We start from the raw sequence: 18,114 nt of genomic DNA, 5'->3' as shown, positions 1-18,114 counted from the left end.
CTAATCTAAATTCTCAAGTGTAGAAATGATGCTCATTGCATCATTCTCCCCTTGTTCCAAAGCAGTTCTTAATTGTTTCAATAATTGTTGACGTTCTCGGAAACGATTATACAAGTTCAGCTTTCCTTCGTATTCCTCTAACATCGCTTCTGTTCGTTTAATATTATCATAGACAGCCTGACGACTAACATCAAATGCCTCAGAAATCTCACCAAGGGAGTAGTCTTCTAAATAATAATACTCCATATAACTCCGCTGTTTATCGGTTAATAACTCTTGATAGAAATCAAATAGATAATTCATGCGTGTTGTTTTTTCAAGCAAGCTCAGCACCCCTTGTTAAGTGAAATGCCTTTACATATAAAAATACTACAAAATCATATAGTAACTGTCAAGGCTTTTCCCTTTCCTTATGAAGATTGTTGTTCATTTTCTTCTAGCATGTCCGCAAAAAGGCCATATACAAAAGCATGTGCATCGAAGGACTGTAAATCCGTAACTTTCTCGCCAAGCCCAACGTATTTCACCGGTATGTCCAGCTCATTTCGTATCGCCATAACAATACCACCCTTCGCTGTACCATCCAGCTTCGTTAGTACAATGCCCGATACATTGGTGCTTTGGGAGAATGTTTTCGCTTGGCTTAATGCGTTTTGACCTGTCGTCGCATCGAGGACCAACAAGGATTCATGAGGAGCACCTGGAATCTCTCGTTCAATAACCCGTTTCACTTTTGAAAGTTCATTCATGAGATTCACTTTATTTTGGAGTCTTCCAGCTGTATCACATAATAGCACATCTGCGCCTTTGGATTGAGCCGATTTAATGCCATCATATATAACAGCTGCAGGGTCGCTTCCAGCGCTATGCTTCACTACAGGAACACCCACACGCTCCCCCCAGATCTCCAGCTGTTCAATCGCCCCAGCTCGGAACGTATCACCTGCAGCTAATACAACATTTTTTCCTTGGTCCTTTAGCCGCTGAGCCATTTTTCCAATGGTCGTCGTCTTGCCAACTCCGTTAACTCCTACAAACAATACAACGGAGAGCCCCTCTTCATTTAATGTGAGCTCTTCAATTTCTTCATCGTCATCACCGTAATAGATCTCTACCAGCTTCTCCGAGATTACCTCTTTCATGGCAGAAGTATCTTTAATGTTACGTCGCTTTACTTCCATCTCTAGTTCCTCTATTAATTCCATAACAGTATTAACTCCAACGTCTGCAGAGATAAGGATTTCTTCCAATTCCTCAAAAAAGTCCTCATCGACAGTACGATACTTGGCAACAAGATTGTTTACCTTACTTGCAAAAGAATCGCGTGTCTTGGACAGGCCATCCTTAAACTTGTCTGAAATGCTTTCCTTTTCTTCCAGATCTTCGTCCTTATCCTCTACAGTCGTTTCGGCAGAGGATACCTGTTCTTCTTCATCTCGCTTCGTAATTTTTTCTTTAAGCTTTTTAAAAAAACTCATGTCTCTTAGCCTCCTTATTTCTTCCCTTCCACTAGCTCTTTTGTTTCCTCTAAACGTACCGATACTAATTTTGATACTCCAGATTCCTGCATCGTTACTCCGTAAAGTACATCAGCTTCCTCCATTGTACCCTTACGGTGTGTAATAACGATAAACTGAGTATTTTCACTAAATACCTTCAAATATTGTGCAAATCGATTGACGTTCGCCTCATCAAGGGCAGCCTCAACCTCGTCCAATACACAAAACGGAACTGGTCGTACACGTAATATAGCAAACAATAAGGCAATGGCTGTAAGAGCTCGTTCTCCTCCTGAAAGCAATCCAAGGTGCTGCAATTTCTTCCCCGGTGGCTGAGCTACAATTTCAATACCTGTTTCTAATATATTGTCTGGGTCTGTCATACGCAAGTCGGCTCGACCGCCACCAAACAATTCTTGGAAGACGACTGTAAACTTCTCTTTAATTTGGGAAAAGGTGTGTTCAAACCTTCTCTCCATTTCTTCATCCATTTCAGCAATCACGTTATACAGCGTAGATTTGGCATCTAATAGGTCATTTTGCTGGTCTGTTAAGAACGTATAACGCTCTAAAATGCGTTCGTATTCGTCTATAGCGCCAATATTTACGGTACCGAGTTCTTCAATGCCTCGTTTAATTAATTTTACTCTCGTCTCTGTCTCTTCCATGTTGTCTACAGCTGGATAGGTCGCTTTTGCCTTTTCGAAGCTAAGCATATATTCTGTGCGAAGATGCTCTAAACGATTTTCCAGCTCCACATCCAAGCGATTGGAGCGTACTTCTTTATCCTGAATATCATTGACAAGAGACTGATAATTCCGCTTTAACTCCTTTAATTCACGCTCTTCATCTTCGATACCTTGTGAACGAACAGACCGCTCTTCTCTTCTAGACCGTATCAATTCTGTATTATTTTCTTTATACCCTCGTTTTTCCACGATTCTATTATCGATATCCTCTTGTGTTTCTCCATCTTTGGTCAGTTGCTCTAAATCATCTAATTCTTGCTGCTGGTTCGTTGTAGTTTCTTCTAAAGAAGCAAGCTGAGATTGAAGTGTTTCTGTTTTTTCCTGTTGATTTTCCACATGGGTCTGCTGTTCCGCTAACTGGATATTCAACTGATTCAGCTCATCTTGATATTGTTTATAGCTAGCTTTTTGTGTACTTTGCAGCTCTGTTAAGGAATCGATTTCCTGCTGGGTAGCGGCTAGTTTTTGTTCTATGCTCTGCAGTTCTTCGTACAACACCACATTTCGCTCCTGCAGTTGCTGCTGATCTGTCTCAAACTGCGATTTATCCTGGTCATATAAGGAGAGATGATCATTCAGGTTCTGCTCCTTAAGCTCCCATTCTCTAAATTGGGATTGATACTGTTGTTCAAGCGACTTACTATCCTCGAGATTAGATTGAAGCGTCTGTCGCTTAGCTTTTAAGGATGTAATCTCCTCTTTCTGCTGTTTGATTTCCTCTTCAAATTGCCGAGCTCTCTCCTCATAATGATGAAGCCGGTCTGTCAGCTCTGCTAACTCCTTATCACGAGTAAATAGCGATTGGTTACTTTTCTTTTGCGCACCACCCGTCATAGAGCCACCTGGGTTGACTACATCGCCTTCCAGTGTGACAATACGGAACTTACGGCCTGTCGAAGCGGCAATACCATTAGCATGTTTCAATGTATCTGCAACGATGACATGCCCCATAAGATGCTTCACTATGTTGGAGTATTTTTGGTCGTAACGGACAAGCTCAGAGGCAATTCCAACAAAACCAGGCTGCTGTTTCGCTGTAGACAACCGATCATTAGGAATATATTTTGCCTGAATAGATGAAAGAGGTAAGAATGTAGCTCTTCCTTTGTTATGCTTTTTCAGCCAGGCAATTGCTTTCCTTGCAGGCTCTTCCTGATCTGTCACAACATGCTGAGCCTGAGCCCCTAGTGTGGTCTCTAAAGCGGTTATATAATCATTCGGTATATCCACAAGTTCAGCAACAGCTCCTTCTATACCTGCTAGCTGTCCCTGCTCTCTTGCTTTTAATACCTCTTTCACACCTTGATAGAACCCAGCGAAATCTTCCTTCATATCCTCCAGCATTTCTTTCTTGGATCGAAACTTCTCAATATGCTGGTACCCCTTATACAGCTTGGACTGCTGGTCCTGATAGGATTCTTGCAGAGAGGAAAGCTGGTCCTCTATCTCTTTTAATTCTTGCTCTTTTACGCTTCTATCTTGTTGGGCTTCCTCTACCTGTGATTTTACTGCTTCCTTCTGGGTCTGAATGTTTTGCCGCTCTTCCAGCAACCCTTTGAATTTATCCTCCAGCCTTGTATTTTTAACATCTGTCTGCTCCATTTGCTGCTGGATAGATTTTCGCTCATTCCGTTTGGCAGCTTGCTGGTTGAGATACTCTATATAATCGCTTTTAAGTTCCTCTATCTGTTCTTCATGGTTTTGACTAAGGTTCTCAAGCTTCTGTTTTACTTCCTGAAGCTGCTGTTTTGTATTGTCCCGTTTCTCTACTAATTCATTTAATTTGGTATGCTCTGTTTCAAAGGATTGTCTCGTTTGTTCTGTTTGATGCTTCAAAGAAGACAGATCCTCTTCCATTTTCGTTTGATTCTCTTTGTAATGCTTTTGTCGTTCTGAAAGCAGCTCTTTTTTACCCTCTAGATTTTCTAATTCCTGGGTTACAATCAAGAGTGACTCTTGTAGCTCATTGATGGAATCATCTAACGCCTGAACAGCTTCGCGCTCTTCGGCTACCTTCGCTTCCTTGGATTGTATTGTGGTGCTGAGCTGCCCCTCCTGCACCTTCTGTTCCTCTAATTGCTTTAGCAGGGATTCCCACTGACCGTGTAGAGATTCGATTTCAGCAACTAATAAAGAAACTTCGTGCTGTTCTAATTCTTCTTTTTTCTCTAAATAGTCTTTAGCAATTGCCGCCTGTTCTTTTAACGGCTCAAGCTGGTGATCAATTTCGTAAATTATATCCTCTACTCGATTAAGGTTCTCCTGCGTTTCAGCAAGCTTATATTCAGCCTTCTGCTTCCGTTGCTTATATTTTAAAACTCCAGCAGCTTCTTCAAATATCGTTCTTCTGTCCTCCGCCTTCGAGCTAAGGATCTCTTCTACCTTACCCTGAGATATGATGGAGAAGGCTTCTTTTCCAAGACCAGAATCCATAAATAGCTCCACAATATCTTTTAATCGACAATGCTGTTTATTTATATAAAACTCGCTCTCACCAGAACGGTACACTCTTCTTGTAACAGACACCTCTTGATAATCTATAGGCAATGCCTGATCCTCGTTATCTAGTGTTAATGTCACCTCTGCAAAATTCAAACCATTCCGAGTATCACTTCCAGCGAAAATAATATCCTCCATTTTCGAACCTCGTAATGATTTAGCAGATTGTTCACCCAGTACCCAACGTACAGCATCAGTAATGTTACTTTTCCCGCTGCCGTTAGGGCCTACCACAGCTGTTACGCCGGGCACAAAGTCCACCGTAACTCTATCGGCAAACGATTTAAATCCTATTGTATCTAACCGTTTGAGGAACATCGTATTTTCCTCCTATGTATAAACTTTTTGTTTTTTTCTAAGTTGTTGTTTTCAATTTCAACTTATTTATTTTATCATAAACAATAAGGTCTTAGAAGAAAGCAATGTGAAATGATTAGCCAAGGAGGAGAATAATGGACTTATCCAATCCAACTACAGACAATTTGCATTTTATGATCAATCAGCTTGCTGAACAGCTACAAGTAGTTAATCGTGGGTTAATGGATCCAGAGGACTATGATATGGATCAGTATGACAATATTAAAGAAGTATATGACATGGTTCAAATGAAGGGACAGCTAAGCGTATCAGAAATTCAAGCTGTTGTAGGAGAATTAGGCAAATTCCGTAAGCAAGTCTAACAGAATACATAAGAAGGGTATTACCTTATCCATTCCATACAAATAGGAGATACCCTTTTTTATTCTCCAGACGAAATACGGAAGTCTGGATCCTTGCTACTGTTGCAGGAGAATTCAAGGGAGGCGTGTTGATGAGCCGGGATAGCTTTCCTCTATATTTCCTAACGCGCTCTTCCACACTAAATCAGCTCATTTTAATAGGTTCTAACTATTAGTTTTAGTTTGACCATCAATCAAAAAAAGTGCTGCGAGACTAACTCTGCAGCACTTTTCTTATACTTCTACATCAAATGATTGCAATGCTTCCTTTGCAGCACTTTGCTCTGCTTCTTTCTTTGTGCGGCCAAGACCTATACCTGCTCGTTTCCCCTGAATAGACACATGGGCAACAAATTCTCGATTATGAGCAGGTCCTTTTTCCTCAACTATTTCGTATTCGATAATGCCATTACGCTCTCGTTGCACGACTTCCTGAAGTTGGCTTTTATAATCCATCGCATGCGAAAAAGCACCTTTTTTAATCTTTGGGTACACAAACGTTTGTAAGAAAGATATAACCGTATCAAAATCTTGATCTAGATAAAGGGCACCAATGAATGCTTCAAACACATCAGCAAGTAATGCTGGACGTGTCCTTCCACCTGTCATCTCTTCCCCTTTACCTAAATAAATTAGGTCACTGAAATGGAGATCATGGGCGAAACGGACCAAAGAAGCCTCACATACGATGGAAGCCCGGAATTTGGTGAGTTCTCCCTCTGCCATTTCTGGATATTTACGAAATAAATATTGGGAGATAGCTAATTCTAGTACTGCATCTCCTAAAAATTCTAATCTCTCATTATCCTCATATTCCTTACTACGATGCTCATTCACATAAGATGAATGGGTAAAAGCTTGCTCTAACAATGCCTGATTTTGAAAAGATATCCCAATCTGGTGTTGAAATGTTTGAAAATCCACTATTCTCATGCCACCTATCTCATTGATTCCTTAAACGGCACCAATAGAATACAGAGAAAGTCTCGCTTAATGGCGAGACTCTGTACCTCTATTATTGATTGCTGCTGTTTATGTAGTTAACAGCATCGCCTACTGTTTGAATTTTCTCTGCATCTTCATCAGAGATTTCCATGTCAAACTCATCTTCTAATTCCATAACAAGTTCAACAACATCTAGAGAGTCAGCTTCTAGATCATCTTTAAAGGAAGCTTCCATTGTAACTTTAGAAGCGTCTACATCTAGACGTTCTGCTACAATACCTTTTACACGCTCTAATACATCTGCCATTCTTGTCACCTCCCTTCAGTAATTATAGAGGATTTCGTTTAAAAAAACTAGATGGTGGCGAGATTTTTCCTAGCGCTCAGCCCCAAATTACATGACCATCCCACCATCAACATGAATAGTCTGGCCCGTAATATAATTCGCATCATCTGAAGCAAGGAACCGAACAACCTTGGCAATATCTTCGCCGTTTCCAAGTCGAGCTAACGGAATCATGTTCTGCATTGACTCTACTTGCTCATCTGTTAAGTCATCCGTCATATCTGTTTCAATAAATCCAGGTGCTACTGCATTGACGATAATATTCCTAGTTGCAAGCTCTTTAGCAGACGTTTTGGTAAGACCAATAACACCCGATTTTGCTGCCACATAATTCGCTTGCCCAGCATTACCGCTAACTCCTACCACAGAAGCAATATTGATGATCTTTCCACCCTTTTGCTTCATCATTGGTCGGCTGGCCGTTTTCGTTGTAAGGAAGACGCCCTTTAAGTTTGTATCAATAACTTCGTCAAACTCTTCTTCTTTCATACGCATTAATAGATTATCTCTCGTTATGCCAGCATTGTTTACCAAGATATCAATCCTCCCGAATTGCTCCGTAACTTGCTTAACCATACCTTTCACTTCATCTTCTGAAGATACATTAGCCTGAATTTTTATGGCTTCTGAGCCCATGGATAGAATCTCGTCTACTACTTCCTGAGCCTTTTGTTCATTTCCGGCGTAGTTCACGGCAACCTTAGCACCGTTTTTTGCAAGCTCTAGAGCAATTGCCCGTCCAATACCTCGGGAAGCTCCTGTCACCAGTGCAGCTTTTCCTTGTAGCATGCTTAATCCTCCTTGTACCATTCTATAAATGCTTCTAAACTCTCGGGATCCTGTATGGCAAATGTCTTTGTTCGACGGTTCACCTTGCGTACTAACCCACTTAACACTTTTCCATTACCTACTTCGACTATAGCATCAAGGTCCTCTGACACCATTTTCTCCAACGTTTCATGAAAACGTACTGGTGAATATAATTGCTCTATCAACAATTCAAAAATCCTTGTCTGATCCCTGATTGGTTCAGCAGTAACATTGGCGTAAACAGGCACTTCCGCATCCAGAATCGAAACAGTTTCTAATGTTTGCTGAAATTTCTCACTCGCTGGTTTCATCAGACTGGAATGAAATGGCCCGCTAACGTTTAAAGGCATCGCTCGTTTTGCGCCCTTTTCTTTCAACTGTTCAACTGCAAGCTCTATTCCTTTAGCAGAACCAGAAATAACAATTTGACCTGGGCAATTATAATTAGCTATCTCCACCACTTCGCCACTATCTCTCACATGCTGTGTCACAGCTTCGATAGACTCACCATCGAGTCCAAGCACTGCCGCCATGGATCCTTCTCCAGATGGGACAGCCTCCTCCATCAAACGACCACGCGTTTGTACAAGCTTCAAGGCATCATCCATAGAAATAGCATTCGCAGCCACTAACGCACTGTATTCACCAAGGCTATGCCCAGCTACCATTTGAGGTTGTACGCCGCGCTCCTTTAATAAGCCTGTAATGATTGAACTTGTTAATAAAAGTGCTGGTTGTGCATGTTCTGTCTTCGTCAACGTATCTTCTGGTCCCTCAAACATATACGTAGATAACGGTATATCTAATAGTTCATCTGCTTTCTTTACCTGAGCCTGAACATCCTCATATTGGTCGTAAAAAGCTTTTCCCATACCAACCCCTTGAGAGCCCTGCCCAGGGAAAACAAAGGCTATCTTCTTCATCTGTTATCCTCCTCTTGATTCAAACGGTAGACCGTTTCTTCAATCGTAGCATTGACATTATGCTCCACCATATATACAGCCTGATTAATCGCATTGACAATCGCCCGAGCATTCGAAGAGCCGTGTGCCTTAATAACTGGAGACGCAAGCCCGAACAGGGCAGCTCCTCCATATTCGGAATAATCAAGCTTATCTCGGAGTCCACGTAAATCATTTTTAATCATGCCAGCTGCAAGCTTACTCTTCCAGTTCGACATTAATGTATCCTTTATCATAGAGAACATAGACATAGCTGTTCCTTCAATAGTCTTTAAAGCGATATTGCCCGTGAACCCATCTGCAACGACTACATCTGCCTCTCCATTTAACAAATCACGAGATTCGATATTGCCAACAAAATGAATAGGTGCCTGCTGCAGACGCTCATACGTCTTTTTAACAAGGTCATTCCCTTTGCCTGCTTCTGTGCCAATGTTCATAAGACCAATACGAGGATTCTCTATACCTCTTACTTCCTTTGCGTAAATGGAGCCCATGATGGCATATTGTACTAAATGTTCTGGCTTTGCATCGACATTCGCCCCTACGTCCAGTAACAGGAATCCACTGCCATCAAGAGTAGGTAGTGTCGGACTTAATGCCGGTCTATCAATTCCTTCAATACGACCCACTACAAAAAGGCCCGCACTCATTAAAGCTCCGGTATTTCCAGCTGAGATACAAGCATCCGCTCGGCCTTCCTTTACCTCTTGAGCCATTAACACCATAGATGCATTCTTTTTGCGGCGCACTGCTCTAACAGGCTCATCTTCTGATGTAATAACTTCTGTTGTATGTATAATATCAATGGAAGAGATATTACTCTCTAAATGTGCTTTGATTGTTTCTTCATTACCTATGAGGGTAATGTGAAGGTCCTTATTCAGCTTAACTGCTTCTATAGCACCAAGCACAACCTCTTTAGGAGCATGATCTCCTCCCATGGCATCTATTGCAATCCTCACGGCTAGGCCTCTCCTTTATGATCATTTGAACGAAACATAACAAATTCACCTGAGAACACCATTTCATTCTCTACCGTACTTTGCACAGCGACGATTGTTCTTCCTTTATCGTCATGGCCTCGAACAGTTGCCTTTGCAACTACTCGCTCCCCTTGATTAACTTGACGCTTAAAGCGGATTTCTGATTTTGCGGTCAACGCTAACTCATCATTAATAACAGCTACTGCAAGGGAGTTAGCCTGAGCGAAAATATGGTGTCCTCTCGCAATCCTGTTTCTTGAAAAAACATGTTCATCCTTTATATCTAAAATAGAAATGGCTTTCTTATCTAATTCAAGATCGACTATCTCGCCGATTACTTCATCTATAGGAAGCGCTTTAACCGTTTCATTCCATTGATGGGTAGCTACAGACTTAATGCGTTCCCGAAGCTCTGGAATGGACAGTTCCATGCGATCAAGCCGGATAGTTTGAATACTAACCCCAAACATCCTGGCCAATTCTTCATCTGTTATAAATGGCGTTTCAACGATTGTCTCCTGAAGACGTTCCTGGCGTTCTTTTTTATTTCGTTTCATCAAGCTACACCGTCCATTTATGACTAGGTACTAATAGTAATATATAATACCTGACTATCTTATGCAAGGATGGATTGTAATTAGTCCAATACTTGCCCTTTTAGTACTGGGTCCTCTTGTAACATATCATACAGCTGTTGAAAGGAAGGGTCCCTTTCCAGCAGCCCCTCTTCAATAATATGCTGCGCATCTTGACGTGCTGTTTCCAATGCTCGATAATCATGGACCATGTCAGCTACTTTGAACTCGGGAACGCCGCTTTGCTTACTGCCAAAAAAATCACCTGGCCCTCTCAACTGTAAATCCTGTTCAGAGAGCTCAAAGCCATTCGAGGTTTCCGTCATAATGCGCATCCGTTCTTTACCGACATCATTTTTAGGATCTGCTAATAAAATACAATAGCTCTGCTCTGAACCCCTTCCTACTCTTCCTCTCAGCTGATGAAGCTGGGAGAGTCCAAAGCGTTCCGCATCATAGATAAGCATTATCGTAGCATTCGGAACATTTACTCCTACCTCCACAACGGTTGTAGAAACGAGCACCTGGACCTCGTTATCGGCATATTGCTTCATCACATCTTCTTTTTCTTCGGCGGTTAATCTGCCATGCATCAGACCAACACGAATGTTCCCTTCAAAATAATGCTGTAGCTGATGATAAACATCTACTGCATTTTGAATATCAAGCTTATCAGATTCCTCTATGAGAGGACTTATCACATATGCTTGATGTCCACTTTCTACTTCTTTTTCAATGAATGTCAATACTCTATCCAACATATGGTCTTTTACCCAATAGGTTTCTACTTCCTTCCTCCCGGCAGGCATTTCGTCGATAACGGACACATCCATGTCACCAAAGGCTGTTATTGCAAGAGTTCTAGGGATGGGGGTAGCCGTCATAAACAAAACATCTGGGAACAAACCCTTGTCCCTTAAAGAACGACGTTGGTTTACACCAAATCTGTGCTGCTCATCGACAATCGCCAAGCCAAGGTCACTAAAGTGAACCTCCTGTTGGATAAGAGCGTGTGTTCCTACAACAATATCCGCTTCCTTCGTCTCGACTTGATGCAGTATCTCCTTACGCTTTTTCCCTTTCACAGAACCGGTAAGAAGGACAACCTGAACATGATCCCCGAACAATTCCTGCAGCGATTCATAATGCTGCTCTGCGAGTATTTCTGTAGGTACCATTAAACTGCCTTGCTTCCCAGCAGTAACGGAAGCATATAATGCGATTGCTGCAACAGCGGTTTTCCCGGAACCGACATCTCCTTGCAGGAGCCTGTTCATCCGATAAGGTGAGGTCATGTCTTTCATAATTTCCTGCAGCGATTTGTTTTGTGCTCCTGTCAATTGAAATGGTAAGGATTCCACAAATGCACGAACCGCTTGCTGATTATATTGAATGGCATTTCCAGTTGTGGCTTCTCGCTTCATTTTTCGAAGCAGCTGCATTTTTAATTGAAACAACAAAAATTCTTCATAAATAAATCTTCGTTTCGCATGCTTCAGCATCTTCTTATTCTTAGGAAAATGCATGGTTTCCAAAGCATTACCACGCTCAGGCAGTTTATATGTATCCAAGTATGCAGGAGGAAGAATTTCAGGAACATGCTCTCCAAATTCTTTGACCGCATTACTCATCCATTTTCGGAATAAGTTAAGCTTTACATCTCCTTTTAACGAGTAAACTGGCTGAATATCTGCTTCTTTCTTCATCTTCCCTTTCTTAAATTGGCTGACAGTAATTTGCATTCGATGCTGATCCCATTTTCCTGTCAACGTCACCGTTTCTCCTGAGATAAGCTGTTTTTTAGCGAAGGCTCGGTTGAACATTACTGCTTTTACAGCAAATTGTTCGACCTGAACCGTAAAGGTCAGTCGTGACTTCTTCTTCCCGTAAAAGGTAAGGAGAGGTTCTCCGACAACCTCTCCCTCTATCGTTGCTTTTTCTTCATGAGCAAGCTCTGTTAATGGCTTCACTTCAAAATCTTCATAGCGAAACGGAAAGTAGAACAAGAAATCCCCAATTGTATAAATGCCCATATCTTCTAATGATTCTTGCATCTTTTCCCCGATGCCGGAAATTTGTAAAACCGATTGTTCCATCACGTCACTCACTCTTTCTTCAGATTAACTCCATAAACTTTTGCCTCTAATTCTCTACCGGTTGGTGTTGCTGCTAATCCACCCTGTGCGGTTTCCTTCAATGCTACAGGCATGGTTTGTCCGATTCTATACATTGCATCTATAACTTCATCACACGGAATCCTGCTAGTAACACCAGCTAGCGCCATATCTGCTGCGACGACAGCATTGGAGGCCCCCATGGCATTTCGTTTCACGCATGGCACTTCGACTAGTCCTGCAACAGGGTCACACACTAATCCTAGCATGTTCTTCAAGGTGATCGCCATTGCTTCAGCTGACTGAGCCGGAGTTCCACCTGCCATTTCGACAATGGCACCAGCAGCCATCCCTGCAGCAGAACCAACCTCTGCCTGGCATCCTCCTGCTGCTCCAGAAATGGAGGCGTTATTAGCTACTACAAACCCAAACGCTCCTGATGTAAATAGATAGCGCACCATTTGATCACGGGTAGGATTCAGTTGGTTCTTTACGGCAAATAATGTACCTGGCACACAGCCTGCACTCCCAGCCGTTGGAGTTGCGCAAATAGTTCCCATTGCTGCATTTACTTCGTTGGTCGCCACCGCTTTACTGACAGCATCCATCACAATGTTACCAGATAATGGGGTGTGATTTTTCATATATTCCTGAATAAGTACTGCATCTCCACCCGTTAGGCCCGAAACAGATTTCACCCCTTTTAAACCATCTTCAATTGCTTTTTCCATAACATCCAAATTCTTTTCCATTTGGCTGTACACTTCATCAAATGATTTTTCTCTCACTTTCATTTCTTGTTCTATCATAATATCAGAAATTGATTTATTTTCACTTTCGCATAACTCCACAAGCTCTGCTACATTTCGAAATAATACTTTCATACTGTACCCCTTTCTTATTCTACAACTCTGGCAACTTGTAATATATGATCAAACGTTTCTAATTCCTTTAACTGATCCTCGCTTATATTTTGGTCCACTTCAATCACCATTAAGGCTTCTTTGCCTACCTCTTTCCTGGACACCTCCATATGTCCAATGTTAATTTCATGCTTTGCTAATAGCTGTGTCACAGATGCTATTGCACCGAATCTGTCATTGTGCATAACTAATATCGCAGGATTGTTACCAGATAAACGGAGCTCGAAGCCATTTAATTCTGTAATTTCTGCTTTTCCACCACCGATGGAAATTCCTACAAGCTCCATATCTCCATCATCGTCTCCAATACGAATACGTGCAGTATTGGGATGGTCAGTATGGGCATCCTCTTCGTAAAACCGTACTTTCATTCCGTTTTCCTTTGCTATATCTAACGATTGACTAATTCGTTCATCATAGGTTTCAAAGTCTAATAATCCACCTATAATCGCAACATCTGTCCCATGGCCCTTATAGGTTTTTGCAAAGGATCCATAAAGGTGTATATTTGCCCATTTAGGCTCCCTGCCAAATAAATCTCTTGCCACTCTGCCAATTCTAGCTGCACCAGCAGTGTGAGAGCTAGATGGTCCTATCATTACAGGTCCTATAATGTCGAATACAGATTTAAATTTCATTCTGTCACCATCCTATATGAATAAAAAGTGTAAAAACATTGTATAGTGAAGAGCTTATTCTCTTTTATAACCAGTGTAACAGAGATAGCATGTAAGCGCATTCACTCATTCTATCTCACCAGCCTTTCTATTATATCAGAATTTGCTAGTGCTTAGAATCCTTCTTCTGGTTGCTAAATTCGATAACTATCTCTATAATATAAACTTGTGGATTATGTACGGCATAATCGGGCGGGAGAGGGCTATTTATTGTTTGAGGAATGCATTATGAAACAACAGCAGTTACAGACACACGCTCCGCTTAAAAAAGAGATATCAGCAGGGATTGTGGGATATCTAACTACTGTCTATATTGTAGCAGTAAACAGTTCCATCTTAAGCGAAGCAGGAGTTTCTGTACAAAATGCCATGATAGCTACCATTTTAGCTAGTGTGGTCGGATGCCTGATGCTAGGCTTTTGGGCAAATGCACCAATGATTCTCATTCCAGGGATGGGCGTAAACGCTTTGTTTGCCTATTCCATTGTACAAGGAGCAGGCTTAACCTTTCAGGAAGGGCTTGGCGTCGTCTTAGTATCGTCTATATTATTTATTATAGTGGCTACAACACGCCTCGCCAATTGGCTGCAATTAGCAATCCCTGATTCGTTAAAGCATGCGATCACTGTAGGATTAGGTTTTTTCTTAACTCTAATTGGATTAGAGAAAGGCGGCGTTGTCGTTCGGGGAGAACGGTCTTTAGTGGAACTTGGTTCCTTAACATCCCCTGTCGTACTCGTGACACTGATTACGTTAGCCATTGGCATTTTTCTTTTTGTAAAGAATGTACCCGGCCATTTTCTATTCACGATGGCAAGCGGCACTTTACTAGCATACTTGTTCGGTGTGCTGGATGGTAATACTTCATCCATGACCTTCGATGTAGAATGGATTTTCACTCCATCACTTGGTGCCATAGATGAACTCGCCTTTTGGATGAGTGTCTTTCCGTTAACCATCGTGTTAGTGTTTGAGAATATGGGTCTGTTAAATGGACAGCTTAATATGCTGAATCAGCCGGAAAAATTTAAAAGATCTTTTCAAACGACGTCTATTTCTGCACTGACATGCGCATTTTTCGGAACATCACCGACTGTATCATCTGCAGAGAGCGCTGCCGTTATTGCTTCGGATGGAAAAACAGGTAAGGCGTCCATTACTACTGGTCTGCTTTTCCTTATCACCATTGCGTTTATCCCTTTTATTTCATGGATTCCATCTATGGCCATCAGTCCGATTCTCATTATTGTCGGTGCACTCATGGTACAAAATATTCGGCATATATCCCTTGAGGATTTGTCAGAAGCGATTCCAGCTTTCCTAATTATTGTCATGATACCATTCACCTACAGCATCGCTGATGGCATGGCATTTGGCTTTATAGCCTATCCAATTGTCAAGCTTGCGATTGGTCAAAAAAAAGAAATTTCCGTACCGATTGTTATCATAGCGTGTATGTTCCTGGCAGAATTTGTCTTTAAGGCAATAGGCTAGAACACGATAGCCACCCTTTCACAAGGGTGGCTTTTTTATACATATTTCTGTTTAGCGTCCATATGTGGAAGACTTCAAATCGAGATAATGCTGGTCCGTTACTTATATGTGAGGAAGGTAGGAGGCTCAGCCGCAAGTAAGGAAGTTCACCTAAAAGCGCTACATGCTGTAGCAACGGTGAACGCGACCCCACCTCGTGTGGATCCGTAGGAAAACAGAGTGATTCCAGCCCAATCAGCCGCTCTTTCTATACTCCTTCCAAATTATCTCCAAATCAAGTTTTCCATTCTCTGAATTAAGAAAACTTCATTTCAACTTTATTATTACATCATCTAACCTTACCTAGCATTATTGATCCCATGAAGTAGCAGGTATAGGGAATAGTGCATAAAAAAACTTGTAGAGAAAAACACTCTCTACAAGTTTTTTTTAAACTCAGTATGAAACGCGTCTACTACACGTTATTCTACAGAAAAGATAAAGGAGTATATTGGCTGCTTACCGTTATGAATTTCTACTTCCAAATCTTCAAACTGCTCTTCCAAATAGGCTTCTAACGCCTCTACTTCTTCCGGAGAAGCTTCTTCTCCGTATAGAATAGTTAGGATTTCATCCTCTTCTTCATCAATCATATCCTGTAGCAATTGCTTAGCAGCTTCCAGCTTATTTTCGTGTGTGGAGGAAATCTTACTCTCTAAAATTCCCATAAAATTACCCTTCTCGATAGTCATGCCATCAATTTGAGTATCCCGCACCGCATAAGTTAGCTGACCTGTCTTGACTGCTTTAGCTGCATCTTTCATTGTTTCCTGGTTTTCTTCTATCGACGCGTCCGGATTAAAGGAAAGCATCGCGCTCATCCCTTGAGGAACTGTCTTTGTCGGAACAACCAATACTTGATCATCTGCTAAAGCAGCAGCTTGATCAGCAGCCATTAAGATATTCTTATTATTAGGTAATACAAGGATTTGCTTTGCATTAGCCTGTTGAATGGCATCTGCAATATCCTGTGTACTAGGGTTCATCGTTTGGCCACCTTCAATGACGACAGAGGCACCAAGGCTTTCAAAGATTTCCTTAATACCAGATCCCATTGCTACAGTTACAATACCGAATTCAGCTTTCTCTTGCTGGGCTGAATCCTGCTTGTGCTCTCCAACGATAGACGTATGCTGTTCGCGCATGTTTTCAATCTTAATGTTTATAAGACTGCCAAAACGCTGAGCCATATTCATCGCTTCTCCTGGATGTTCCGCATGAACGTGCACTTTAACAAGTTCATCGTCTGAAACAACTAACAAAGAGTCACCCAGTTCACTTAGTTCATTACGGAATGTATCCTCATCAAATGGGTTGTCTTTAAGCTTGGCGTCCTCAAATTTAACCATAAATTCAGTACAATAACCAAATTCAATGTCTTCTGTATTCATGAAATCCTGAGCTAGCTTATGGTGCTCTGCATTGACCATTTCATTCATACTAGGAGCTGTGTCAGCAGCTTCTGGTAATGGTTCTCCTTTAAGGTTGGCAAGAAAGCCTTCATAAATGGTTACGAGGCCTTGTCCACCACTATCTACAACTCCAACTTCCTTTAAAACCGGAAGTAATTCAGGTGTCCGTTTCAAGGAGGCCTTAGCCTCCTTGATCATTTCTTCCATAAACGTAATTATGTCTTCATGTTTCTTTGCTAACTCTTTCGATGCTTCTGCTGAATCCTTGGCAACTGTTAATATTGTACCTTCCACTGGTTTCATTACAGCTTTATAGGCTGTTTTTACTCCTGCGTTAAGCGCTTCCGCAAAATCTTCTGTCGTAATGGTCTGTTTCGTTTCTACTGATTTAGCAAATCCACGGAATAATTGTGAAAGAATTACCCCAGAATTTCCTCTAGCTCCCATTAACAGTCCTTTAGAAAGACTGTTTGCCACTTTGCCGACATGATCTTCCTTCACTTTGTGAACCTCTGCCGCTCCAGAAGTCATGGATAAGTTCATGTTCGTTCCTGTATCTCCATCTGGTACGGGAAATACGTTAAGAGCGTCGATCATTTTTGCATTATTCGTTAAATGGTTTGCTCCTGAGAGTACCATTTTTGCAAAAGTTGCTCCATCTAACGTCCGTATCGTCACTCCAATTTCCTCCTTCATCTCCTATAAGCTTGTTTCAGTTATTCGTTGGTCACCCGTACACCCTGAATATATATGTTTACAGAGTTAACAGATAAGCCGACAGTTTTGTTTAGTGTGTATTTAACCTGGGATTGAACATTGTGCGCTACCTCGGAAATCTTTGTTCCATAACTCACAATAATGTACATATCTATGTGTACTTGTTCCTCTTCCTGGCGTACAATGACTCCTCGGGAAAAGTTTTCTTTGCGAAGTATTTCCGCTATTCCATCTTTCAATTGATTTTTAGAAGCCATTCCAACGATACCATAGCATTCTACAGCTGCACCTCCGGCAACTGTGGCGATCACTTCATTGGTAATGGTTACATGACCATAATTTGTGTTTAAATCGATGGACATCTGATATCCTCCTTCGTTCTACTTAAACTTAAGGTCATTTTACTATAACCCTGCTGTTTTTTAAAGCTAACAAAGGTTTCATCACCCTATTTCGACTGCTATTATGTAGGATGAAGACATCTTCCTTCTTCTTTATTGTTCCTAATTCATCAGCTTTAAACATCCTGTTTTCCTCTAGATTGCGAAAAAACCCTCTTCTACAATGGACGAAAACGAATCATCTGTCAAGTTAGTTTTCTTGATATATTTATCTATATCTGTTGAAAAACAGTAATTCATATGATAA

The 18,114-nt window shown here is 41.4% G+C and carries 16 protein-coding genes; 2 read left to right on the top strand and 14 right to left on the bottom strand.

The genetic code is table 11. The features are described from left to right. From ACFFGV_RS11050 to smc, 3 genes are all read right to left on the bottom strand, one after another. Positions 1 to 324, bottom strand: a complete 324-nt coding sequence (locus tag ACFFGV_RS11050) for a putative DNA-binding protein (RefSeq protein ID WP_377347736.1) — start codon at positions 322 to 324, stop codon at positions 1 to 3. Between the two features lie 86 nt (positions 325 to 410). Then, complete coding sequence (ftsY, locus tag ACFFGV_RS11045; protein ID WP_377347734.1) at positions 411 to 1,478, bottom strand: signal recognition particle-docking protein FtsY; 1,068 nt, start codon at positions 1,476 to 1,478, stop codon at positions 411 to 413. 14 nt (positions 1,479 to 1,492) lie between these two features. After that, entirely contained in the window at positions 1,493 to 5,065 is a 3,573-nt protein-coding gene (smc, locus tag ACFFGV_RS11040) for a chromosome segregation protein SMC (RefSeq protein ID WP_377347732.1), read from the bottom strand. Between the two features lie 134 nt (positions 5,066 to 5,199). Between smc and ACFFGV_RS11035 the strand changes: the two genes are divergently transcribed. Next, a complete protein-coding gene (locus ACFFGV_RS11035; RefSeq protein ID WP_377347730.1) occupies positions 5,200 to 5,427 on the top strand; it encodes a DUF1128 domain-containing protein in 228 nt (75 codons plus the stop codon). A 273-nt stretch (positions 5,428 to 5,700) separates the two neighbouring features. On the opposite strand, the gene rnc is transcribed toward ACFFGV_RS11035, so the two are convergent. The 9 genes from rnc to sdaAB all read right to left on the bottom strand — a co-directional run bounded on the left by rnc (position 5,701) and on the right by sdaAB (position 13,765). Then, positions 5,701 to 6,399 carry a ribonuclease III gene (gene rnc, locus ACFFGV_RS11030; protein ID WP_377347728.1) on the bottom strand — a complete coding sequence of 233 codons (699 nt, stop codon included), beginning with the start codon at positions 6,397 to 6,399 and terminating at the stop codon, positions 5,701 to 5,703. 82 nt (positions 6,400 to 6,481) lie between these two features. Beyond that, positions 6,482 to 6,718 carry an acyl carrier protein gene (acpP, locus tag ACFFGV_RS11025; protein WP_377347726.1) on the bottom strand — a complete coding sequence of 79 codons (237 nt, stop codon included), beginning with the start codon at positions 6,716 to 6,718 and terminating at the stop codon, positions 6,482 to 6,484. Between the two features lie 87 nt (positions 6,719 to 6,805). After that, positions 6,806 to 7,546 carry a 3-oxoacyl-[acyl-carrier-protein] reductase gene (fabG, locus tag ACFFGV_RS11020; RefSeq protein ID WP_377347724.1) on the bottom strand — a complete coding sequence of 247 codons (741 nt, stop codon included), beginning with the start codon at positions 7,544 to 7,546 and terminating at the stop codon, positions 6,806 to 6,808. 2 nt (positions 7,547 to 7,548) lie between these two features. Further along, positions 7,549 to 8,490: an ACP S-malonyltransferase gene (fabD, locus tag ACFFGV_RS11015; RefSeq protein WP_377347722.1), complete on the bottom strand. Its 942-nt coding sequence runs from the start codon at positions 8,488 to 8,490 to the stop codon at positions 7,549 to 7,551. Beyond that, the gene (plsX, locus tag ACFFGV_RS11010; protein ID WP_377347720.1) at positions 8,487 to 9,494 is read right to left on the bottom strand and encodes a phosphate acyltransferase PlsX; all 1,008 of its coding nucleotides are present in this window, start codon (positions 9,492 to 9,494) and stop codon (positions 8,487 to 8,489) included. The genes fabD and plsX overlap by 4 nt, the downstream gene beginning before the upstream one ends. 2 nt (positions 9,495 to 9,496) lie before the next feature. Then, positions 9,497 to 10,072, bottom strand: a complete 576-nt coding sequence (gene fapR / locus ACFFGV_RS11005; protein WP_377347714.1) for a transcription factor FapR — start codon at positions 10,070 to 10,072, stop codon at positions 9,497 to 9,499. 80 nt (positions 10,073 to 10,152) lie between these two features. Next, positions 10,153 to 12,189, bottom strand: coding sequence for an ATP-dependent DNA helicase RecG (gene recG, locus ACFFGV_RS11000; protein ID WP_377347712.1), 2,037 nt, complete (start codon positions 12,187 to 12,189; stop codon positions 10,153 to 10,155). A gap of 5 nt (positions 12,190 to 12,194) precedes the next feature. Next, positions 12,195 to 13,088: an L-serine ammonia-lyase, iron-sulfur-dependent, subunit alpha gene (gene sdaAA, locus ACFFGV_RS10995; RefSeq protein ID WP_377347710.1), complete on the bottom strand. Its 894-nt coding sequence runs from the start codon at positions 13,086 to 13,088 to the stop codon at positions 12,195 to 12,197. 14 nt (positions 13,089 to 13,102) lie between these two features. After that, the gene (gene sdaAB, locus ACFFGV_RS10990) at positions 13,103 to 13,765 is read right to left on the bottom strand and encodes an L-serine ammonia-lyase, iron-sulfur-dependent subunit beta (RefSeq protein ID WP_377347708.1); all 663 of its coding nucleotides are present in this window, start codon (positions 13,763 to 13,765) and stop codon (positions 13,103 to 13,105) included. 267 nt (positions 13,766 to 14,032) lie between these two features. On the opposite strand from sdaAB, the gene ACFFGV_RS10985 reads away from it, so the two are divergent. Continuing rightward, positions 14,033 to 15,298, top strand: a complete 1,266-nt coding sequence (locus ACFFGV_RS10985; protein ID WP_377347705.1) for an NCS2 family permease — start codon at positions 14,033 to 14,035, stop codon at positions 15,296 to 15,298. Positions 15,299 to 15,759: 461 nt separating this feature from the next. On the opposite strand, the gene ACFFGV_RS10980 is transcribed toward ACFFGV_RS10985, so the two are convergent. Beyond that, on the bottom strand, positions 15,760 to 17,427 hold the full coding sequence (locus tag ACFFGV_RS10980) for a fatty acid kinase ATP-binding subunit FakA (RefSeq protein ID WP_377347703.1): 1,668 nt from the start codon (positions 17,425 to 17,427) through the stop codon (positions 15,760 to 15,762). Positions 17,428 to 17,465: 38 nt separating this feature from the next. Beyond that, positions 17,466 to 17,828 carry an Asp23/Gls24 family envelope stress response protein gene (locus ACFFGV_RS10975; protein WP_377347701.1) on the bottom strand — a complete coding sequence of 121 codons (363 nt, stop codon included), beginning with the start codon at positions 17,826 to 17,828 and terminating at the stop codon, positions 17,466 to 17,468. Between the last annotated feature and the right edge of the window lie 286 nt (positions 17,829 to 18,114).

It is taken from the genome of Pontibacillus salicampi, assembly GCF_042434395.1.
Lineage (GTDB): Bacteria > Bacillota > Bacilli > Bacillales > BH030062 > Pontibacillus > Pontibacillus salicampi.
Note: the sequence above shows the minus strand (reverse complement) of the source record. Positions and strands in the feature narration are given on the sequence as shown.